Annotated in this window: 18 protein-coding genes and 1 pseudogene; all 19 read right to left on the minus strand. The window is 58.9% G+C overall.

The window, feature by feature from the left end; all coding sequences use genetic code 11:
• Positions 1-426: pseudogene (locus tag ACIPIZ_RS25770) on the minus strand (hypothetical protein); the annotation flags it as partial.
• On the minus strand, positions 423-743 hold the full coding sequence (locus ACIPIZ_RS25775; protein ID WP_236428072.1) for a hypothetical protein: 321 nt from the start codon (positions 741-743) through the stop codon (positions 423-425). The pseudogene ACIPIZ_RS25770 and the gene ACIPIZ_RS25775, both read right to left, overlap by 4 nt.
• 2 nt (positions 744-745) lie before the next feature.
• A complete protein-coding gene (locus ACIPIZ_RS25780; protein WP_034155913.1) occupies positions 746-1,741 on the minus strand; it encodes a major capsid protein in 996 nt (331 codons plus the stop codon).
• 62 nt (positions 1,742-1,803) lie between these two features.
• On the minus strand, positions 1,804-2,148 hold the full coding sequence (locus tag ACIPIZ_RS25785) for a head decoration protein (RefSeq protein ID WP_401168177.1): 345 nt from the start codon (positions 2,146-2,148) through the stop codon (positions 1,804-1,806).
• The gene (locus ACIPIZ_RS25790) at positions 2,145-3,299 is read right to left on the minus strand and encodes a head maturation protease, ClpP-related (RefSeq protein WP_401168179.1); all 1,155 of its coding nucleotides are present in this window, start codon (positions 3,297-3,299) and stop codon (positions 2,145-2,147) included. Before ACIPIZ_RS25790 ends, ACIPIZ_RS25785 begins: the two co-directional genes overlap by 4 nt.
• Positions 3,296-4,777, minus strand: a complete 1,482-nt coding sequence (locus ACIPIZ_RS25795; protein WP_236428075.1) for a phage portal protein — start codon at positions 4,775-4,777, stop codon at positions 3,296-3,298. The genes ACIPIZ_RS25790 and ACIPIZ_RS25795 overlap by 4 nt, the downstream gene beginning before the upstream one ends.
• The gene (locus tag ACIPIZ_RS25800; RefSeq protein ID WP_041481045.1) at positions 4,777-4,983 is read right to left on the minus strand and encodes a phage head-tail joining protein; all 207 of its coding nucleotides are present in this window, start codon (positions 4,981-4,983) and stop codon (positions 4,777-4,779) included. Before ACIPIZ_RS25800 ends, ACIPIZ_RS25795 begins: the two co-directional genes overlap by 1 nt.
• A 1-nt stretch (position 4,984) precedes the next feature.
• Positions 4,985-6,979: a phage terminase large subunit family protein gene (locus tag ACIPIZ_RS25805; protein WP_236428076.1), complete on the minus strand. Its 1,995-nt coding sequence runs from the start codon at positions 6,977-6,979 to the stop codon at positions 4,985-4,987.
• A gap of 4 nt (positions 6,980-6,983) precedes the next feature.
• Complete coding sequence (locus ACIPIZ_RS25810) at positions 6,984-7,553, minus strand: terminase small subunit (RefSeq protein WP_116254772.1); 570 nt, start codon at positions 7,551-7,553, stop codon at positions 6,984-6,986.
• Positions 7,554-8,050: 497 nt separating this feature from the next.
• Positions 8,051-8,374, minus strand: a complete 324-nt coding sequence (locus ACIPIZ_RS25815; RefSeq protein WP_401168183.1) for a phage holin, lambda family — start codon at positions 8,372-8,374, stop codon at positions 8,051-8,053.
• Positions 8,375-8,505: 131 nt separating this feature from the next.
• Complete coding sequence (locus tag ACIPIZ_RS25820) at positions 8,506-8,991, minus strand: hypothetical protein (protein ID WP_401168186.1); 486 nt, start codon at positions 8,989-8,991, stop codon at positions 8,506-8,508.
• A 110-nt stretch (positions 8,992-9,101) separates the two neighbouring features.
• Complete coding sequence (locus tag ACIPIZ_RS25825; RefSeq protein ID WP_401168188.1) at positions 9,102-9,593, minus strand: hypothetical protein; 492 nt, start codon at positions 9,591-9,593, stop codon at positions 9,102-9,104.
• Between the two features lie 107 nt (positions 9,594-9,700).
• Positions 9,701-10,054, minus strand: coding sequence for an antiterminator Q family protein (locus ACIPIZ_RS25830; protein WP_401168191.1), 354 nt, complete (start codon positions 10,052-10,054; stop codon positions 9,701-9,703).
• Positions 10,055-10,056: 2 nt separating this feature from the next.
• The gene (locus ACIPIZ_RS25835) at positions 10,057-10,371 is read right to left on the minus strand and encodes a hypothetical protein (protein ID WP_401168193.1); all 315 of its coding nucleotides are present in this window, start codon (positions 10,369-10,371) and stop codon (positions 10,057-10,059) included.
• A 2-nt stretch (positions 10,372-10,373) separates the two neighbouring features.
• A complete protein-coding gene (locus ACIPIZ_RS25840; RefSeq protein ID WP_401168196.1) occupies positions 10,374-11,654 on the minus strand; it encodes a tyrosine-type recombinase/integrase in 1,281 nt (426 codons plus the stop codon).
• The gene (locus ACIPIZ_RS25845) at positions 11,651-11,953 is read right to left on the minus strand and encodes a nuclease domain-containing protein (RefSeq protein ID WP_401168199.1); all 303 of its coding nucleotides are present in this window, start codon (positions 11,951-11,953) and stop codon (positions 11,651-11,653) included. Before ACIPIZ_RS25845 ends, ACIPIZ_RS25840 begins: the two co-directional genes overlap by 4 nt.
• On the minus strand, positions 11,944-12,153 hold the full coding sequence (locus tag ACIPIZ_RS25850; protein WP_127928141.1) for a hypothetical protein: 210 nt from the start codon (positions 12,151-12,153) through the stop codon (positions 11,944-11,946). The genes ACIPIZ_RS25845 and ACIPIZ_RS25850 overlap by 10 nt, the downstream gene beginning before the upstream one ends.
• Positions 12,146-12,817, minus strand: a complete 672-nt coding sequence (locus ACIPIZ_RS25855) for a replication protein P (protein ID WP_401168201.1) — start codon at positions 12,815-12,817, stop codon at positions 12,146-12,148. Before ACIPIZ_RS25855 ends, ACIPIZ_RS25850 begins: the two co-directional genes overlap by 8 nt.
• Complete coding sequence (locus tag ACIPIZ_RS25860) at positions 12,814-13,590, minus strand: helix-turn-helix domain-containing protein (protein WP_401168255.1); 777 nt, start codon at positions 13,588-13,590, stop codon at positions 12,814-12,816. The genes ACIPIZ_RS25855 and ACIPIZ_RS25860 overlap by 4 nt, the downstream gene beginning before the upstream one ends.
• Positions 13,591-13,757: the final 167 nt, after the last annotated feature.

Raw genomic sequence — 13,757 nt, forward strand, 5'->3', positions numbered from 1 at the left:
CTTGCTTGCGGTACGGATCCAGATGTCGGGCTTGTTGCCGTAGACCTGTTTGAGGAAAGCGCCTTGATAACGGCGCCCCGCCACCGACACGCCGCCGCCGTTTTGCCGTGCGCGACCGATCCGGCTGGACTCAATGGCATTCAGTCCAAACCACAACTTGCCGCTTGCAGCTCTGCCGGCGACCGGATAGCTGCGCAAGCGCTGACGCACTGCAGCGACGGCAATGCGCTCCTGCCGGCCCACCGCACGCGCAATGTGAGTGCGCAGCCACCCTAACGTTTTGTTGATGGCTCGACGCTGAGCAGCAGCGGCAGCTTTCGGCACCAATGCAGCGAAACCGTCGAAAGCTTGCAGATCTGACGCCGATGACTGAATCGTCAGCATCCCGCCGCTGGCCGAGGACTTGTAATAACTGCCGACACTCATGCTCGCATCCTCAAGATCAACGCGACCAAACCGTCTCCGCTCGGCTCCAGTTGCAGCAGATCGTAGTCACCGCCGCCATCCAAAGCAGGCAAGTCGACGCTGACCAACATGCCCTGTTCCAGACCTTGTGAATCGCTGACACGGATCTCAAAACGCGGCTCGCGCAACCCGGTGTTGAGCTTGCCGAACTTGGGTTGCAGCCAGGGCGCGGCAAACATGCCGAGCACTGGCTCTTCGCGACCCTCGATCCGCGCGGTATCGCCCAGCGTCTCGAACACCACTGCGTCGACCTCGGCGATCAGATCGCGAAAGCCCACGGTTAGAGTTCCAGCAGGATCTGGGCGCGCGGTCGAGTGCACAGATGCAGTGGGTTGGACTGGGCTTCACCGGCCATGCCTTTGTTGAAGGGCAGCGGCTCGATCATGCTGTAGTACGGAATGCCCTGAGTGTTGACCGTTTCCATGTAGTCGGCCGGCGCGAACACCGAGATGTACAGATCCGGCACGCCTTCAGGAACCAGCAGCGCCTTGTCGTCGTGGACGAAAGACACGCCGGCGACCTTGCCACGGTAACGCTCCCAGATGATGCCGCCGAACTCGAAGCTTTCGCGGGCATCACCACGCAGCGCTGCCGCTTGCTGACTGTTGAGGTAAGTCTCTTTGACCGACTTGTGAACAATCAGCTTGTTCCAGAAGTTCTTGCCGCAGAAAGCGCGCGAACCGGTACTGGTCACGCTACCCAGCGCATCCTCCTGCATGTCCAGCGCCTCACCGCACATGACCCGCAGCTCCGTATCGGCCTTAGTCAGCCCCATGGACATCTTCTGACGCTGCACACCGAAGCGCTCATACAAGTCCAGCAGCACCGTCGAACCATCAGCGTCGAGGATCTGGCCGTTGAGTGCGCCCATGCGCTGGAACTCATGCGTCGCGTCCAACTGACGACGCGCCTTTGCCAGACGTGCATTGACCACATCCTGAACCGCCTGCAGCTCGGTACGAGTGCCGAAGGCGCGGATGCCTTGGATCTCATCCGCCTTGATCGTGAAGCGCTCAGGCAGGTGCACGGTGTTGAACGGGATCAGGTTGCGCTTGCTCGCAGCAACCACCAGGCCAGAACCACCGCGCTCACCGGCCGGCACCAGTGCCAGGGTGTCACCGTCCTTTTCAATCTGCACGGTCAGGGTGGTAATGCCTTCCTCGCGGAACAGGCCCAAGGCGCTGATGCGGCCCGGCAGGTAGGGTTGATCGTTGAGTGCAGCGGTCAGCGAAGTAACGGTAAACGCTTCGTCTTCAAAAATGGCGATATCAGCCATGGGTACTCTCCAGAAACGAAAAATCCCGCACGCGGCGGGATGCATAAAAAAGAAGGATCGACTTAGCGGACGATCACGAAATGAGTGGCAAGCGCTTTTTCGGAAGCCAGATCGAGGCCGGTCAAATGCGCTTCGCTGACTTCGGCCAACCGCACCACGGCACGACCGCGACGCACCACATCGCATTCGCCCAGCGGGCCGTAGAGAATGGCGACAGCGTTTTCGGTGCCGTCCTCGGCAGTCGGTTCGTAGGCTGCAAATTCGCCGGAGGCGGTCACCAGTCCGAGAATTTGCCCGGGCCACAACGCTGGACCGGCCGCGACGTTGATCGCTTCACGCGAAATATTGCCGGCGCCTTCAGACAGCAGGAATTCACCTGCGTGCATCGGTTCCTGTTTGATGGTCATGCTCGTGCTCCTTTCGCGCTTTGCGTGGTTCCAGTTTGGGCCGCTTGGCGAGCGGCCCAAATCGAGTTGGGGTCAGGTTGTTTGGTCAGCACCTTGGGCGCTAGGTCGTCCGCCAGCGGCGGACTATTGTCGATTTCAAAGCCCTTACCGCTGGTGACAATCTTGTCGAACAGACGCGCCCGCACCGCCGGCGCATCCAAACCGGCTGCGACATACTCGGCGCTGAATTCCGGCAGCCGCGCGGCCACGCAGAGGTCGTTAATCGCCTTGGCGCGTGCCAGACCCGCCAAAACGATCTCTTCACTTTCAAGCTGGGTGGACTTGAGCAGCGGCTCGATCAGGTTGCTGATGCCCGCCGCCGTGCAGCGCTGAGTGACCATCAATGCCAACTTGGCCGATTCGACTACAGGCGGCACCAGCGGCGGATCGACAGGATCAAGATCCGGATCCGCCTCAGGTGGCTCGTCGAGCTGGGCCAGCAAATCAGCCGGGGCGTTCTGGAATCGTTGCAGCACCGCGCCTTGACCGAGACAGGCTTTGACCTTGACGCCGTCGCCCACTTCATCGGCCAGCCCCAAAGCCACCGCTTCGTTGGCGGTCAGCCAAGTTTCAGCATCAACCATTCGCCGCAGTTCGGCGTCATCAATGTCGGGCGCCTTGGCCTTATAGGCCGCGATGATCGCCTCCAAGGTCTGATCCAATACATCAGCAACCCGGCGGAAGTCCTCAGCGCTACCGCCTGTATAGGTGTATGGGTTGTGAATCATCAACATGGCGTTGGCCGCGATGACTACGCGGTGGGCGCCGCACACGGCCACACTGGCCGCACTCGCGGCCAGTGCATCGATCCGGCCGGTGCAGCGCTCGCCCAGCCGCGACAGCGCGTTGTGCATGGCCAGCCCGTCGAACAGGTCACCGCCGATACTGTTGAACGCGGCGACCACCGGCGACACACCGTCGTCCATGGCGCGCAGATCCTGCACGAACTGATTGGCAGTGATGCCCCACGCGCCGATCTCGCCATAGACAAAGACTTCGATCACTCGCTCGGTGGACTCGCCGCTGGCATGAACGGCGTACCAAGTCTTGTCCTTGACCTCGACGCGTTTGCCGGCGCGGTTGTAAATACGCGGTTTCGCGCGCTTGCTCATGGTTGCTCCTTGTCGTCGGTGTCTTCGACGGCATCCAGGGTGTTGTAGTTGAGGCCCAATAAGGTGGCGCGTGCCAGATCAGCAGCGTTTTCCAGATCGACCGTTTCGGCGTCGTAGCCAGTGCGCAAAACCATCTCGCTGCGCGACGAAAAACCGGCTCTAACCTCCATCGCTCGCGCCTGCACGTCCTGCACCGGCTGGATGTAAGCCCAGCCTTGTGGCACCCAGCGGGTGCGCAGGTATTGGCGGCGCTTCTGTGCGTAATCGTCCAGCACCAAGACACCCGACAGCACCGCCATGTCCATCCACGCAGCCCGTACCGGGCGGCAGAGTTGATGCACGTACACGCTGAACTGCAGTTGTTCCAGGCGGCGCCGAAACTCGTTGAGCACCACCCGTAATGCTCGGTCGTTGATGCCGCGCATGTCGCCGGTGAGGATCTCGTAAGGCGTACCGCTACCCGCCGCTGCAGCCATCAACTGCTGACGCATGAAGTCCGGGTAGTTGTTGCCGGCGTCCGGCGGTTTGGAAAATTCCACCTCTTCGCCCGGACCGAGTTCCTGCATGGTGCCGGGTTCGAGCGCAACCATAGGCGTGAAGCCGTCGCGGTCAAGATCCAATAACGCGCCGGTGACCGGATCGCGTGGCGCCGGACCCGAGTCAGGCGACGGGCGCTTGATGAAACCGGCGAACAGGTTGGCCACCTCCTGACGGAACAGCACCGCGTCGTCGTAGTTGTCCAGACTGCGCAGCCGTTTGAGTACCGGCGACAATCGCGGCACACCGCGCAACTGGCCAGGTTCGACCGGCTCGAAGATGTGCAGCACCTGCGCGGCCGGGACGCGCACTAGCTGGTTGTAGCCGGCGTTCAACGAGGCCGTATCACGCGGGTGCGACAGGTACATCCAATACGCTACCCGCTTGCCGCCGGGCGTGAACTCGATGCCGGCGCGGATGACGTTGCCGTTCTTGGTGCTCTCGAATTTGTCGTGCGGCACGAACTCCGGCGCCAGAATCTGCAACTGCAGCGGAACCGCCAAGCCTTCGGCCCGACTGCGAGGACGCAAGCGAACAAAGCATTCGCCCGATGTTTCCACCGTGCGCGCCACCAGCGCCTGCTGGCCGTAAAAGTCGGTGCGGTCATCCGCATCAGATTCATCAACCCAATCGCTCCACAGCTCCTGCAGCAGCTTGCGCAGGGCATCATCATCGGTCGCTGGCCGAGGGGTGATGCCGGTGCCGATCAGGTTGCTGACGCGCTTGTCGATGACGTTGAAGGCATACGGGTCATTGCGAACCGCTGCCCGGGAGCGCGACCGCAAATTGCGCAGTGCCGGGGTGTTGATGCTGTTGATCCCGTTGTCGGGAGCGTCCCAGTTAGCGGATCGGCGGCCTTCACCAGCGCCTTCGTAACTGGCCTTGATGTTGGACGGCAGCACAAAGCCGTTACGGGTCAACGTCGGAAAATGTCGGGCCATTAAAGTCCCTTGCCCCCGTGATAAAGGCGAACCACGCGCGAACGTGGCCCGGCGGCGCTGGCCAGCGACGAGCGTATTTCTTCGCGCGCCTTGAGCAGCTCATCGACCGTGCGGTATTCCACGGTACGGTCGGTGTAGCGCACAGTTTTCTCACCGCGAGCAATGGCCGCCTCAACCGCGTCGAGGTGCTTTTTCGTAAATGACATATCAGCGTCTCTTCAGGTAGCCACTGGTGGAGCTGCGGCGTGGTGGGGGAGCGGCTGCCGGACGTGATTTCACGGCTGGTTGCGGCGCCTGTGGTGCTGCCGGTGTTTCGACTGGCCGGCTGAGCCGCTCGCTCTGAACGGGTTGGCCACTATCGCCCGAAACCGACTGGATGACCGCCTGCCGAATCCGCGCCCAATCGTGATCCTGGTAGCGATTGATGCCGAGGTAATGGGCCATGGCCAGGTTGTAAACCAACAGGTCGAGCGCTTCGTTGCGCTCGGCCTTGCCCTTGGTCCATTCGATGCGTTTATGCCCCCTGACGTAACGGGTGACTTTGCGCTCAGCCACACACTGGGCGAAAAAGTCATCCGGCAGGTCGTTGGCAAAGTGCAGCGATCCCGGGCCGGTGTCGAATGCATAGCGGTTGTAGATCCAGTCCTTCGCCGTGTCGGTACCGACAATCCATAGCTCGGCGCCATGCCGTTCAGTCAGGCCCTTCCATGTCACGTCGACCATCGAAGGTCGCTGCGCGATCACCGGCCGGCCCCGCTTGCTCGCCCCCTTGATGGCGAACACGCTGCGCCAGCGGCGCATACGACAGAACTGATAGACCTCATCCGTATGGTTACCACCGGAGTCAACCGCAGTAGCCATGATCATCAGCTCAGCACCACTAGGGTGTCGGTAACGGGCCTTGAGTAACTCATCCAGCGCCACCCAGGTGCGCTCATCGGCAGGGTCGCCGGAGATCACTTGAAAGTCGACCACCCAGCGCTCCATGCCAGCGCCCCACCCCATCACCATCAGTTCCAAGCGGTTGGCTTGGGTGTCAACGGAAGCGGTCAGCATCAATACGCCGTCGGGCATTGAGCCAAGCCCGTAGCTTTCCAGTCGCGCCCGATCCATAAGCACACCGGCTGAGGTTTGCTCCTGAGCGCTATCCCAGACCTTGGCCAGACGGGTGTTGTAAAACACCTGCATCGGCTCCAGATCGCCTTTGGCCTGAGCCTTTTTAGCCTTCTCGAATTGCTTGGCCAACGAGGCCCAACCGGTCCAGCCGGGCGGCGAGTACAACGCATTCAAGTTGAAACCAATGGTTTCGCCATCGCCTTGGGTGTGTGCTCGCCACTCCCCTTTCGCCAGCATCTCGCCCTTATAGCGCTCCTCGATCAGTACGTCGCAGTCGGGGCCGGCACACTGGTAATGCACAACCTGAAAATCCGCCGAGTAATGCAAACGCTCCCACTCCAGCACCTGCATATGCTCGCAGGTTGGGCACGGCACGTAGTAGTAACGCTGATCGCTGACCTCAAACAGATCAGCGATCCGTGACGCCCCCCTGACCGTGGGCGAACTGGAAAAATAGAATTTCGCGTTACGGCCGAAAGTACTGCCGCGAGTCTCGGCCAGTTCGACCGGGTCGCCCTCTTCGCCAACGTCCACACTCCAGCGATCAACCTCGTCGCCGTAGATGTAGCGTGCGGAAAGCTCCGCCAGGTTGGCCGCAGAACCGGCCGTGGTGATGTACAGCGAACCACCCTCGAACTCCTTCGTGTCCATGGTGTTGCGCGCATCTCGCGAGCGGTTGGACGCCACGCGCTCACGCAGAACCGGCGTGGCCTTGATGGTTTTACCAATCCGCGAAGATACCCGCTTGGCCAATCCCAGGCTGGGCAACAACGTCAGGATGTTGGACGGGGCCATATGGATCAGGCCGCCGATCCAGTTCAAGGCGATCTGCGTTTTCATCAACTGCGAAGCCACCATGGTCACCACCCGCTTGCACGGGTGGGCAGGTGACAGACAGCGCATCGGCTCACGCGCATAAGGGGTGCGCGAAGTGTGGTATTGACCAGGCTCGGCCGCACCCGTGTCGCGCGGAATGCGCATGTACTCGTCGGCCCACTGATCAATCCAGACATCTGGCTCTGGTCGCTGCCCACGGAAATACGCTTCGCGGTACACCGTCGCACCGTTCGACATTTCTAAGGACATAGGTTTAGCTCGGGGTAATGGCTTGTTGTAGATCTGCTGCTGACAGCCGCTCAGCATCTTCCAGTGTTTGTCGCAAAGCCGACGTCAGACGCTTTTCGATTTGCCATGGATCAGACAGCGAGGCCAGTTCAGGCGATAGCTGTGGCGCCATTCCAAGCAAAAGATCGCGCAGTAAACGACCGGCGTTATAGGCCGCATCTTCGACCGCTTTGCGCTCTACCAAGGTGCCTCGGGCTTTAAGGAAGTTGTCTTTTTCCTGAAGCGACAGGTAGTGCTCACGAAGAGCGCGTGACTTTTGAAAGTCGGGTACCTGACCAGAGGGGTCATCTACAAAGTCTGCGATGACTATTTCCAGCGGTGGCTGATCACTCCGCTTCGGGCGATTGCGCTCATGTCGAGCGGCGACGGCGGCCTTACTCGGGTCGCTCGTCATGGCCAGAAGCTGCTCGCTGGCCTCCACATCAATCTTCCCGGCAGCGTTCAGAACCAGTCGTTCATTCTTGACCAGCTTGCCGACGTACTGCCTCGACCACCCCTTAAGCTCGCAGTATTCCTTGCGAGTTACAAAAGCCATGCGGCCTCCATCGTCGTGGCTTGTTAAGCCTGTCAACTAACCCGGCTTAGTTGACAGACCTTCCGACCATTGCGCCGGGGCTGCTGTTTAAGAAAATGAACAGGCATGAAAAGGCTATACAGCCCAATAGAACCGGGGGTTACTTCACTACAAAACACTGTTTGGATCACGCGAACCCTGTCGCTGAAAACACAGAATTTCTTGTCAACCTGTCAACCACTGTCAACTAACTTTCCAGCCCTGTGGCTAACGCTTTCCCGCGGGTTTCCGACCCCGTACCCCTCGAAACGCCTCAGGGTCCCCGGCGGTTTTCAGCGCCAAAAACGGTGCGCCCACACTTGGCCGGCACCTGCCGGTGGCATTTCGAGGACGCGCGAGCGGTAGGCCGTCCTCGGACCGCAAAGGCGGGGGTTTACACAAACTGCCGCAACGCCTCTTGCAACCGCTTGTACTTGCCGTAAATCGCGCTCGTTGCCCAGCGTATCCAGTACAAGGCATCAACCTTCAACTCGCTTGGTGGCAGCGCGGTCGTAGTAACCGCGGACTTTCTCGACGCCGAGGAAGCCAACAGCGCCGCCGGCGAACGTGGCCATGCTTTGCGGTAAGCCCATCCACTCAAGGAGTGGCACCAACGAAAGCGTGACTAGGCCGCACAGCGCACCCTCCAGATACATCTGGCGACGAGTGCCGCCGCCGTACATCACCCGAAGAACAGCGATACCGACCGACAGGCCAGCGGCATAGAGCTGGGGTTGATGCAGCAGCAGCCAGGCAATCATTGCGGCCCACAGACCGGGATCCTTCTCAGGCATTTTTGGCATCTCGATTCCTCCCTTTTAGGGAGTGCATTAGGTTCGGCTCCAGCGGCACTCCCGGCTCAGAGCGATGGGTGTGGTGGAGCCGAAAACGAAAAAGCCCAGCGCGATGGCTGGGCTTTGGCATATTGTGAAAATCAGTTCTTTATGAGAATTTTCGACTGATCAAGTCGAGCTAACAATATTTCAACGATCTGGTTGTATACCGGCTCAAAACTACCGGACTTAACAGCATCAACACTGAGGGTTACCCCCTTACTGTTCACATCAAACAGGTATCCGCCATCACAAAATTGGACACTCATGTCGAAGACGTAGGCCGTGCGACTATCCCGATCTTCTGATACCAAGGTAAGAGCAATTGAAAAGTTAACTTTTCCATTGAGGCTACTCAGTTCTGGCCAGTGCTTTTCTTTAAAAGCAGTCGCGGATCCCTCTCCCAATCTGACGTAGCGTTCACCTACCTTGCCGTCAGGATGATTCCACCTATCTGCGGGTAGCCCGAGGTATTTTCCGAATCCAGAAGCAAGGTCACCGGCTGATTTAGAAAGCAGATGAAGCTGAGTCTGAATAGCAGTTTCCCGGATCTCGTATCGCTTCTGAAGATCTGAATACAGTGACATAACCAACTCCTTATGATTGAGCTGGCAACATGCCACAAAGGTCGTAAACGAGCCATAAAAAAGCCCCGCTCGCTGGCAGGGCTTCGAAAAAAAAACAAATCTTGGCTGGATTAGAGCCCTGTAACAATCAATTCAACAGCGCGATCTTCAGGTTCCGCATCAAAAGCAATGCTAACCAAACTAGTACTCAACGCGGTGACTCTTACCTTCGCATCTCCGACGACCTGAACGGAAGTAACCTCGTTGGCCATGCTGATCGGTAGAACCAGATCTGTCGATGAGGTCATGGCCTTGAGATCTACTTTCATCCTTACAACAATTGTACGGTTCGAGTAAAGCGTATAGGCGCCACTAGCATTCGCTCCATCCCCAACCACTGACTGAAGCTGAACCAGCTTTTTCTCTTCTGGCGAAGCATTATTTTCCAGAACGCGCTGCAGAGGCTCCAGGTCAAGATGCAAACCATCCTTTGAAACTTTGGCTGTACGGACTCGCAATATTGACGCAGAAATGGGCTTTGAAAATGCAGTGATTGCAATCAATGCGGTAGCTGGCCATGCGATGTTTCCAACCATCCCCACAATGAACTCAAAAACGCCCAAGTGAGCCTCCATGATATCCCATAAACACAAAAGCCCATCTTGGTGACGGGCTTTGCACGCGGAAAAACCGCAAAGTAACTGAAATCTATAGTTAGACCCCGGCCCTGTCAAGCTGCTTCGCGACGAAAATCCAGAGCACCGTCAATCCATGCAATACCAGCCTTCCAGAGTTGGCGAGTCTTCTCTTCGCCGAAGCCCATTTTCCTGCCGACATCGATCAGAGCCTTGTCCCGGGCGGTGTAGTACTTCATCAACACATTGCCGCATTCCGGGTAGCGCTTCAGCAGCCGGCCCATTAAACCGTCAATCATCAGCGCATCGTCATCAGTGATCATCGGCATGTGCAGCGTGTTCTCGCGGGATGCGCAGCACGACACACCGGATCCCAGCACAACCCAGCGCCCCCAATGCTCCAGCAGATCTTCGGCGCTGCGCTCGGTGAAGTTCTTCGTTCTCGCCATGATCAGTCCCCTTTTATGGCAGAGCCACCAGGCCCGCGAGTGTTGGTTTGCTGGTACAGATCGGCCATGGTCAATGGCTCGCGTGGCAGCGTTGCGATGTGGCGCTCTTGCCGGATAAGCATGCCGAGCTGAACGATCAGGTCATCTACCGGCAACGGCTCCAGCGTCTCGGCGTGCACCAGGCCGGAAGCGTGGCAGCCGATGCAGTCCAAATGATGAAACACGCCCTTGACCACCCCCTTCCCAGCACAGGATGGGCAGTCGCTGAGTGGGATCTGGCGGCGCACAAAGGCGGGGCCATGAGTCTTTTTATCCATTTTTAAACCTCGCCTATGGTTGTTTCTTCAATGGCCTTGTAGGCCTTATGGTCTGTGGCTTGCAGCGAATTACCAGAATCTTCAAATCTAAAGCCGGTCAATCCATGAATCGCTGCAAAGCCTTTCTGATCTAGATGTGCGTGCCACTGTTCAAGGGCATTCCGCTTGCGGCTCATTACGTCCGACTGGATGTAAACCTTCACGTTGTGGCCCATCGCGTGGTTGATTAGCAGCTCGCCAATCAGGTGGTCGATGCCGAGATCTGCCCAGCCAGTGCGCGCCACCTTGCGCAAGTCGTGACTGGTCCACTCGCCCTTTCCCAACCGACGGAACACGGCGCAGCCTTGTGCCTCGCCCAGCGCCTTGCCATTGCGCGCCGGGAACAGGCATTGGCCGTCATAGCCTCGGGCGTACTGACTTTCTCGGTACCGGGTCAGCAGCGTGCAAACCTGCTCGCTCAGGGGCAGGTGATGCTCGACACCGGTTTTCGTGTTCTCGGCCGGGATGAACCATTCGCGTTCGGCCAGGCTGATGTGCGACCAGCGTGCCATCCGGGTTTCACCGATCCGCGTGCCATGGCAGAGCATCATCAGTGCGAGCATCGAATCCAGCGGCGCGGTGCTCATGACCTCGGCCAGTTGCCCGAGCAGGCCTTCCAACTGAACGCCGCGCAGACGGGACGGCTTGATGCCGACCTTTGCCTTAGAGAAGTCGTTGAACCGGATCGCTGCCATCGGGTTGGACGTGATCATCCCCAGCTTGGCCGCTTGCCGGAATGACAAGGCCAACAGCTGAAACGCGGAACGCACGTAGTCGATGGAAACCGTCTCCTGCAGCGGCCACATCAGCAGGGTGTCGAGTGCGGCCTTGTCGATGCCGATCAGCGGCAGTTCACCGAGGCGCGGTTTCAGGTGGCACTTGATGATCGAGGCGCCAGTATTCTTGCGCTTGGTCGACAGATTGCGATCGCGTGACATGCGGTCAGCAAACCAGTCCAGCAGCTCACCAACGGTGCTCCACTTCGAAAGGCTCGCGCCTTCGCCGGCGGCCAGACGCAGCCGAAGGGACGGCAGAGCCGCGACGACCTGCTTGTGCGTCAGTTCGGGGAACGTACCGATCTGGTTCCACTCGCCTTTCAACACCAGGTACCACGAGCCACCGGTGCGAGCCTTATTGAAGCGCAGGTACAGGCCCTTGTTTTCGAGGTCGCGCACGTCCTGCACGGCGCCGGCGGCCTGGCGCTTGATCTCGGCTTCGGTGATCTTCACCGCGGCGGTACTCATGCGGCCCCCTTCACGGTGAGAATTCCAGCCCTGATCAGGGCTTCGTGGGTTTCGGCGATGGCGCGCGGCACGTCCTGCCAGTCGATCTCGCCGGCGGCGCGGCCGTCGATCACGTCGTGGCAAGCGCAGCACGCGTACACCGCCACGGTGTCAAAGCCTTTCATGCCCATGCCCTTCTGCCCGCAAGGCAGATGCGCGAGGACGGTCGTTTCTGGATTGTGATTGCAGATGCCTGGCATCCGGACGGTGCACTCTTGACCATTGGCCGAGGCGCGAAGCTTCTTCGAGCTCACTCGCATGCAGGCTTCCCCGTCACAACGTCGACGACTTCGTAGGTCCCAGGCCACATCCACGAGCCATAACGCTTGGCCATGGCCTCGTCGGCAAACAGCGCCAACGCGTGATCAGGCGGTGAACTCAAATCGACCTTGAACGAGCAGCAGAACACTGCGAATCGATAGGTATCGATTTCGGGTACAGCAAGGCGACGGTCACACACGTTCTGCCCTCCCCGCACGCATCGCGCGCAAGTTGGCCAAAGCGGTGTTACCCACTTCGGGGTGGCGATCAGGCTTAGGCGCAGCAAGTTCAGCAATAGGGATAGAGCCTAGGGGTTCACCCTTCCAGATCTTCCTGCACTGGGCCAAGTAGTGACGCTCGAAGCTCGCCAAACCAAGTTCACGCGAGAGCAATGGCAGGCCATGAAAACCAGCGGCCGCAGTAGCGTGGTAGACCGCAGCGTGCATCCACTTGGCCGAATCACGCATAGCGGGATGGCAGTTGCGAAGACCCTGGGCGTAAGCCTTTTCGACGCTCGGCAATCCCAGCCCTTCAGGGGCAAAGCACCAGCTAACGAAAACGCCAGGCGCCGGAACGAATGCCGACTTACTCGCACTCAGGACGCGCATGCCATGGTCGATTTGCTCCATCCGGTTGATCCCGGAGCGCATGAACTCGCCGAGCCATTCAAGCTTCGAGGCGTTCATCACGGCCTCAGTCGGCCAAGACTGGCGCCATGCGCCACAGGCACCGCGAAGACGCAGGAACAAATCGTCGATGACAGCTTTGGTCGATGGATCAACCTCGGCCACTACTGGGTTGGACGTCGGCTTGTAGGTAGGGTCGGTTCGCCGGTCGGCAATAAGATCGCGTGCAGATTTCATACCCGAACCCCCTTGGCAGTCCAGTCACCGGTCGCATCCATCTCTTCCTCAATGTCGCCGGACTTCACTGCGCGATCACGCTTGATCCACTTGGCAAGGCGGTGGCACCAGCCGGCGGCGTTGTCACGGGTATCGGGTTTGGCGATGAAGAAACCTTTGAACGAGTTAATCAACTCATCGGTAGCCGATGAGATCGGCAAGCACATCAGGCGAAGCTGGTCTTCCAACTGTTTAGCGCTGAACTCCCAGTCGGCAAACATCGAAAAGCGCTGGCGAGGATCTTCGAGAGCATCGAGAGCTTGTCGATCCTGATCATCGACCACGCCAGAAAACTCGCGCTGCAGCTGCTGTTCGGTTACCTGATGGTTAATTAACGTATTGGGTGCAGCCGCTGCACCCCGTTCTGTCGTAGATTGCACCCCGTTCTGTTGTGGATTGCACCCCGTGCCGTCATTTGCACCCCGTTCCGAACGGGGTGCAGCATTTGCACCCCGCAATATTTGAAGGTCGTAAACGACTGGGCGTCGGTCATGGCGATCAATGTGAACAGCAGCAATCGCCTGATTGCCCTGCTTGATCAGTCCCGACTTCTCCAGGTCATCTAACTTGTAACGCACGGTGCGCTCGGATAAACCGGTGTCCTGAGCCAGAGTGGAAGCCGACGGAAACGCGCCAGTGCCGTTCGATCCGGCATAGTTGGCCAGGCACAGCAGAACGTGCCGTGCGCTAGCATCCTTGAGAACTTGCGTGGGCAAAGACAGCGCCCATGACATTGCTTGAACGCTCACAGCGAGGCTCCGATATTCAATTCGGCAAAACGAGATGACGTGTGTTGCGACACGCTTTGCGAACTCTGAAAAAGTGTCGCGACATTGTTCTGGGTATTGCTAGAATTTGGCTGGCTCTGCATAATCGGGCCTCTCTAGTTTTGCGAATCAGC

Origin of the sequence: Pseudomonas sp. NPDC087690, assembly GCF_044743175.1 — a bacterium.
In the GTDB taxonomy this organism is placed as follows: Bacteria; Pseudomonadota; Gammaproteobacteria; order Pseudomonadales; family Pseudomonadaceae; genus Aquipseudomonas.

What these genes read in the sequence shown, in the direction of transcription:
- ACIPIZ_RS25780 (WP_034155913.1), bottom strand. Translation starts at nt 1,741, where the DNA reads ATGGCTGATATCGCCATTTTTGAAGACGAAGCGTTTACCGTTACTTCG.
- ACIPIZ_RS25785 (WP_401168177.1), bottom strand. Translation starts at nt 2,148, where the DNA reads ATGACCATCAAACAGGAACCGATGCACGCAGGTGAATTCCTGCTGTCT.
- ACIPIZ_RS25790 (WP_401168179.1), bottom strand. Translation starts at nt 3,299, where the DNA reads ATGAGCAAGCGCGCGAAACCGCGTATTTACAACCGCGCCGGCAAACGC.
- ACIPIZ_RS25795 (WP_236428075.1), bottom strand. Translation starts at nt 4,777, where the DNA reads ATGGCCCGACATTTTCCGACGTTGACCCGTAACGGCTTTGTGCTGCCG.
- ACIPIZ_RS25800 (WP_041481045.1), bottom strand. Translation starts at nt 4,983, where the DNA reads ATGTCATTTACGAAAAAGCACCTCGACGCGGTTGAGGCGGCCATTGCT.
- ACIPIZ_RS25805 (WP_236428076.1), bottom strand. Translation starts at nt 6,979, where the DNA reads ATGTCCTTAGAAATGTCGAACGGTGCGACGGTGTACCGCGAAGCGTAT.
- ACIPIZ_RS25810 (WP_116254772.1), bottom strand. Translation starts at nt 7,553, where the DNA reads ATGGCTTTTGTAACTCGCAAGGAATACTGCGAGCTTAAGGGGTGGTCG.
- ACIPIZ_RS25815 (WP_401168183.1), bottom strand. Translation starts at nt 8,374, where the DNA reads ATGCCAAAAATGCCTGAGAAGGATCCCGGTCTGTGGGCCGCAATGATT.
- ACIPIZ_RS25820 (WP_401168186.1), bottom strand. Translation starts at nt 8,991, where the DNA reads ATGTCACTGTATTCAGATCTTCAGAAGCGATACGAGATCCGGGAAACT.
- ACIPIZ_RS25830 (WP_401168191.1), bottom strand. Translation starts at nt 10,054, where the DNA reads ATGGCGAGAACGAAGAACTTCACCGAGCGCAGCGCCGAAGATCTGCTG.
- ACIPIZ_RS25835 (WP_401168193.1), bottom strand. Translation starts at nt 10,371, where the DNA reads ATGGATAAAAAGACTCATGGCCCCGCCTTTGTGCGCCGCCAGATCCCA.
- ACIPIZ_RS25840 (WP_401168196.1), bottom strand. Translation starts at nt 11,654, where the DNA reads ATGAGTACCGCCGCGGTGAAGATCACCGAAGCCGAGATCAAGCGCCAG.
- ACIPIZ_RS25845 (WP_401168199.1), bottom strand. Translation starts at nt 11,953, where the DNA reads ATGCGAGTGAGCTCGAAGAAGCTTCGCGCCTCGGCCAATGGTCAAGAG.
- ACIPIZ_RS25855 (WP_401168201.1), bottom strand. Translation starts at nt 12,817, where the DNA reads ATGAAATCTGCACGCGATCTTATTGCCGACCGGCGAACCGACCCTACC.
- ACIPIZ_RS25860 (WP_401168255.1), bottom strand. Translation starts at nt 13,590, where the DNA reads ATGTCATGGGCGCTGTCTTTGCCCACGCAAGTTCTCAAGGATGCTAGC.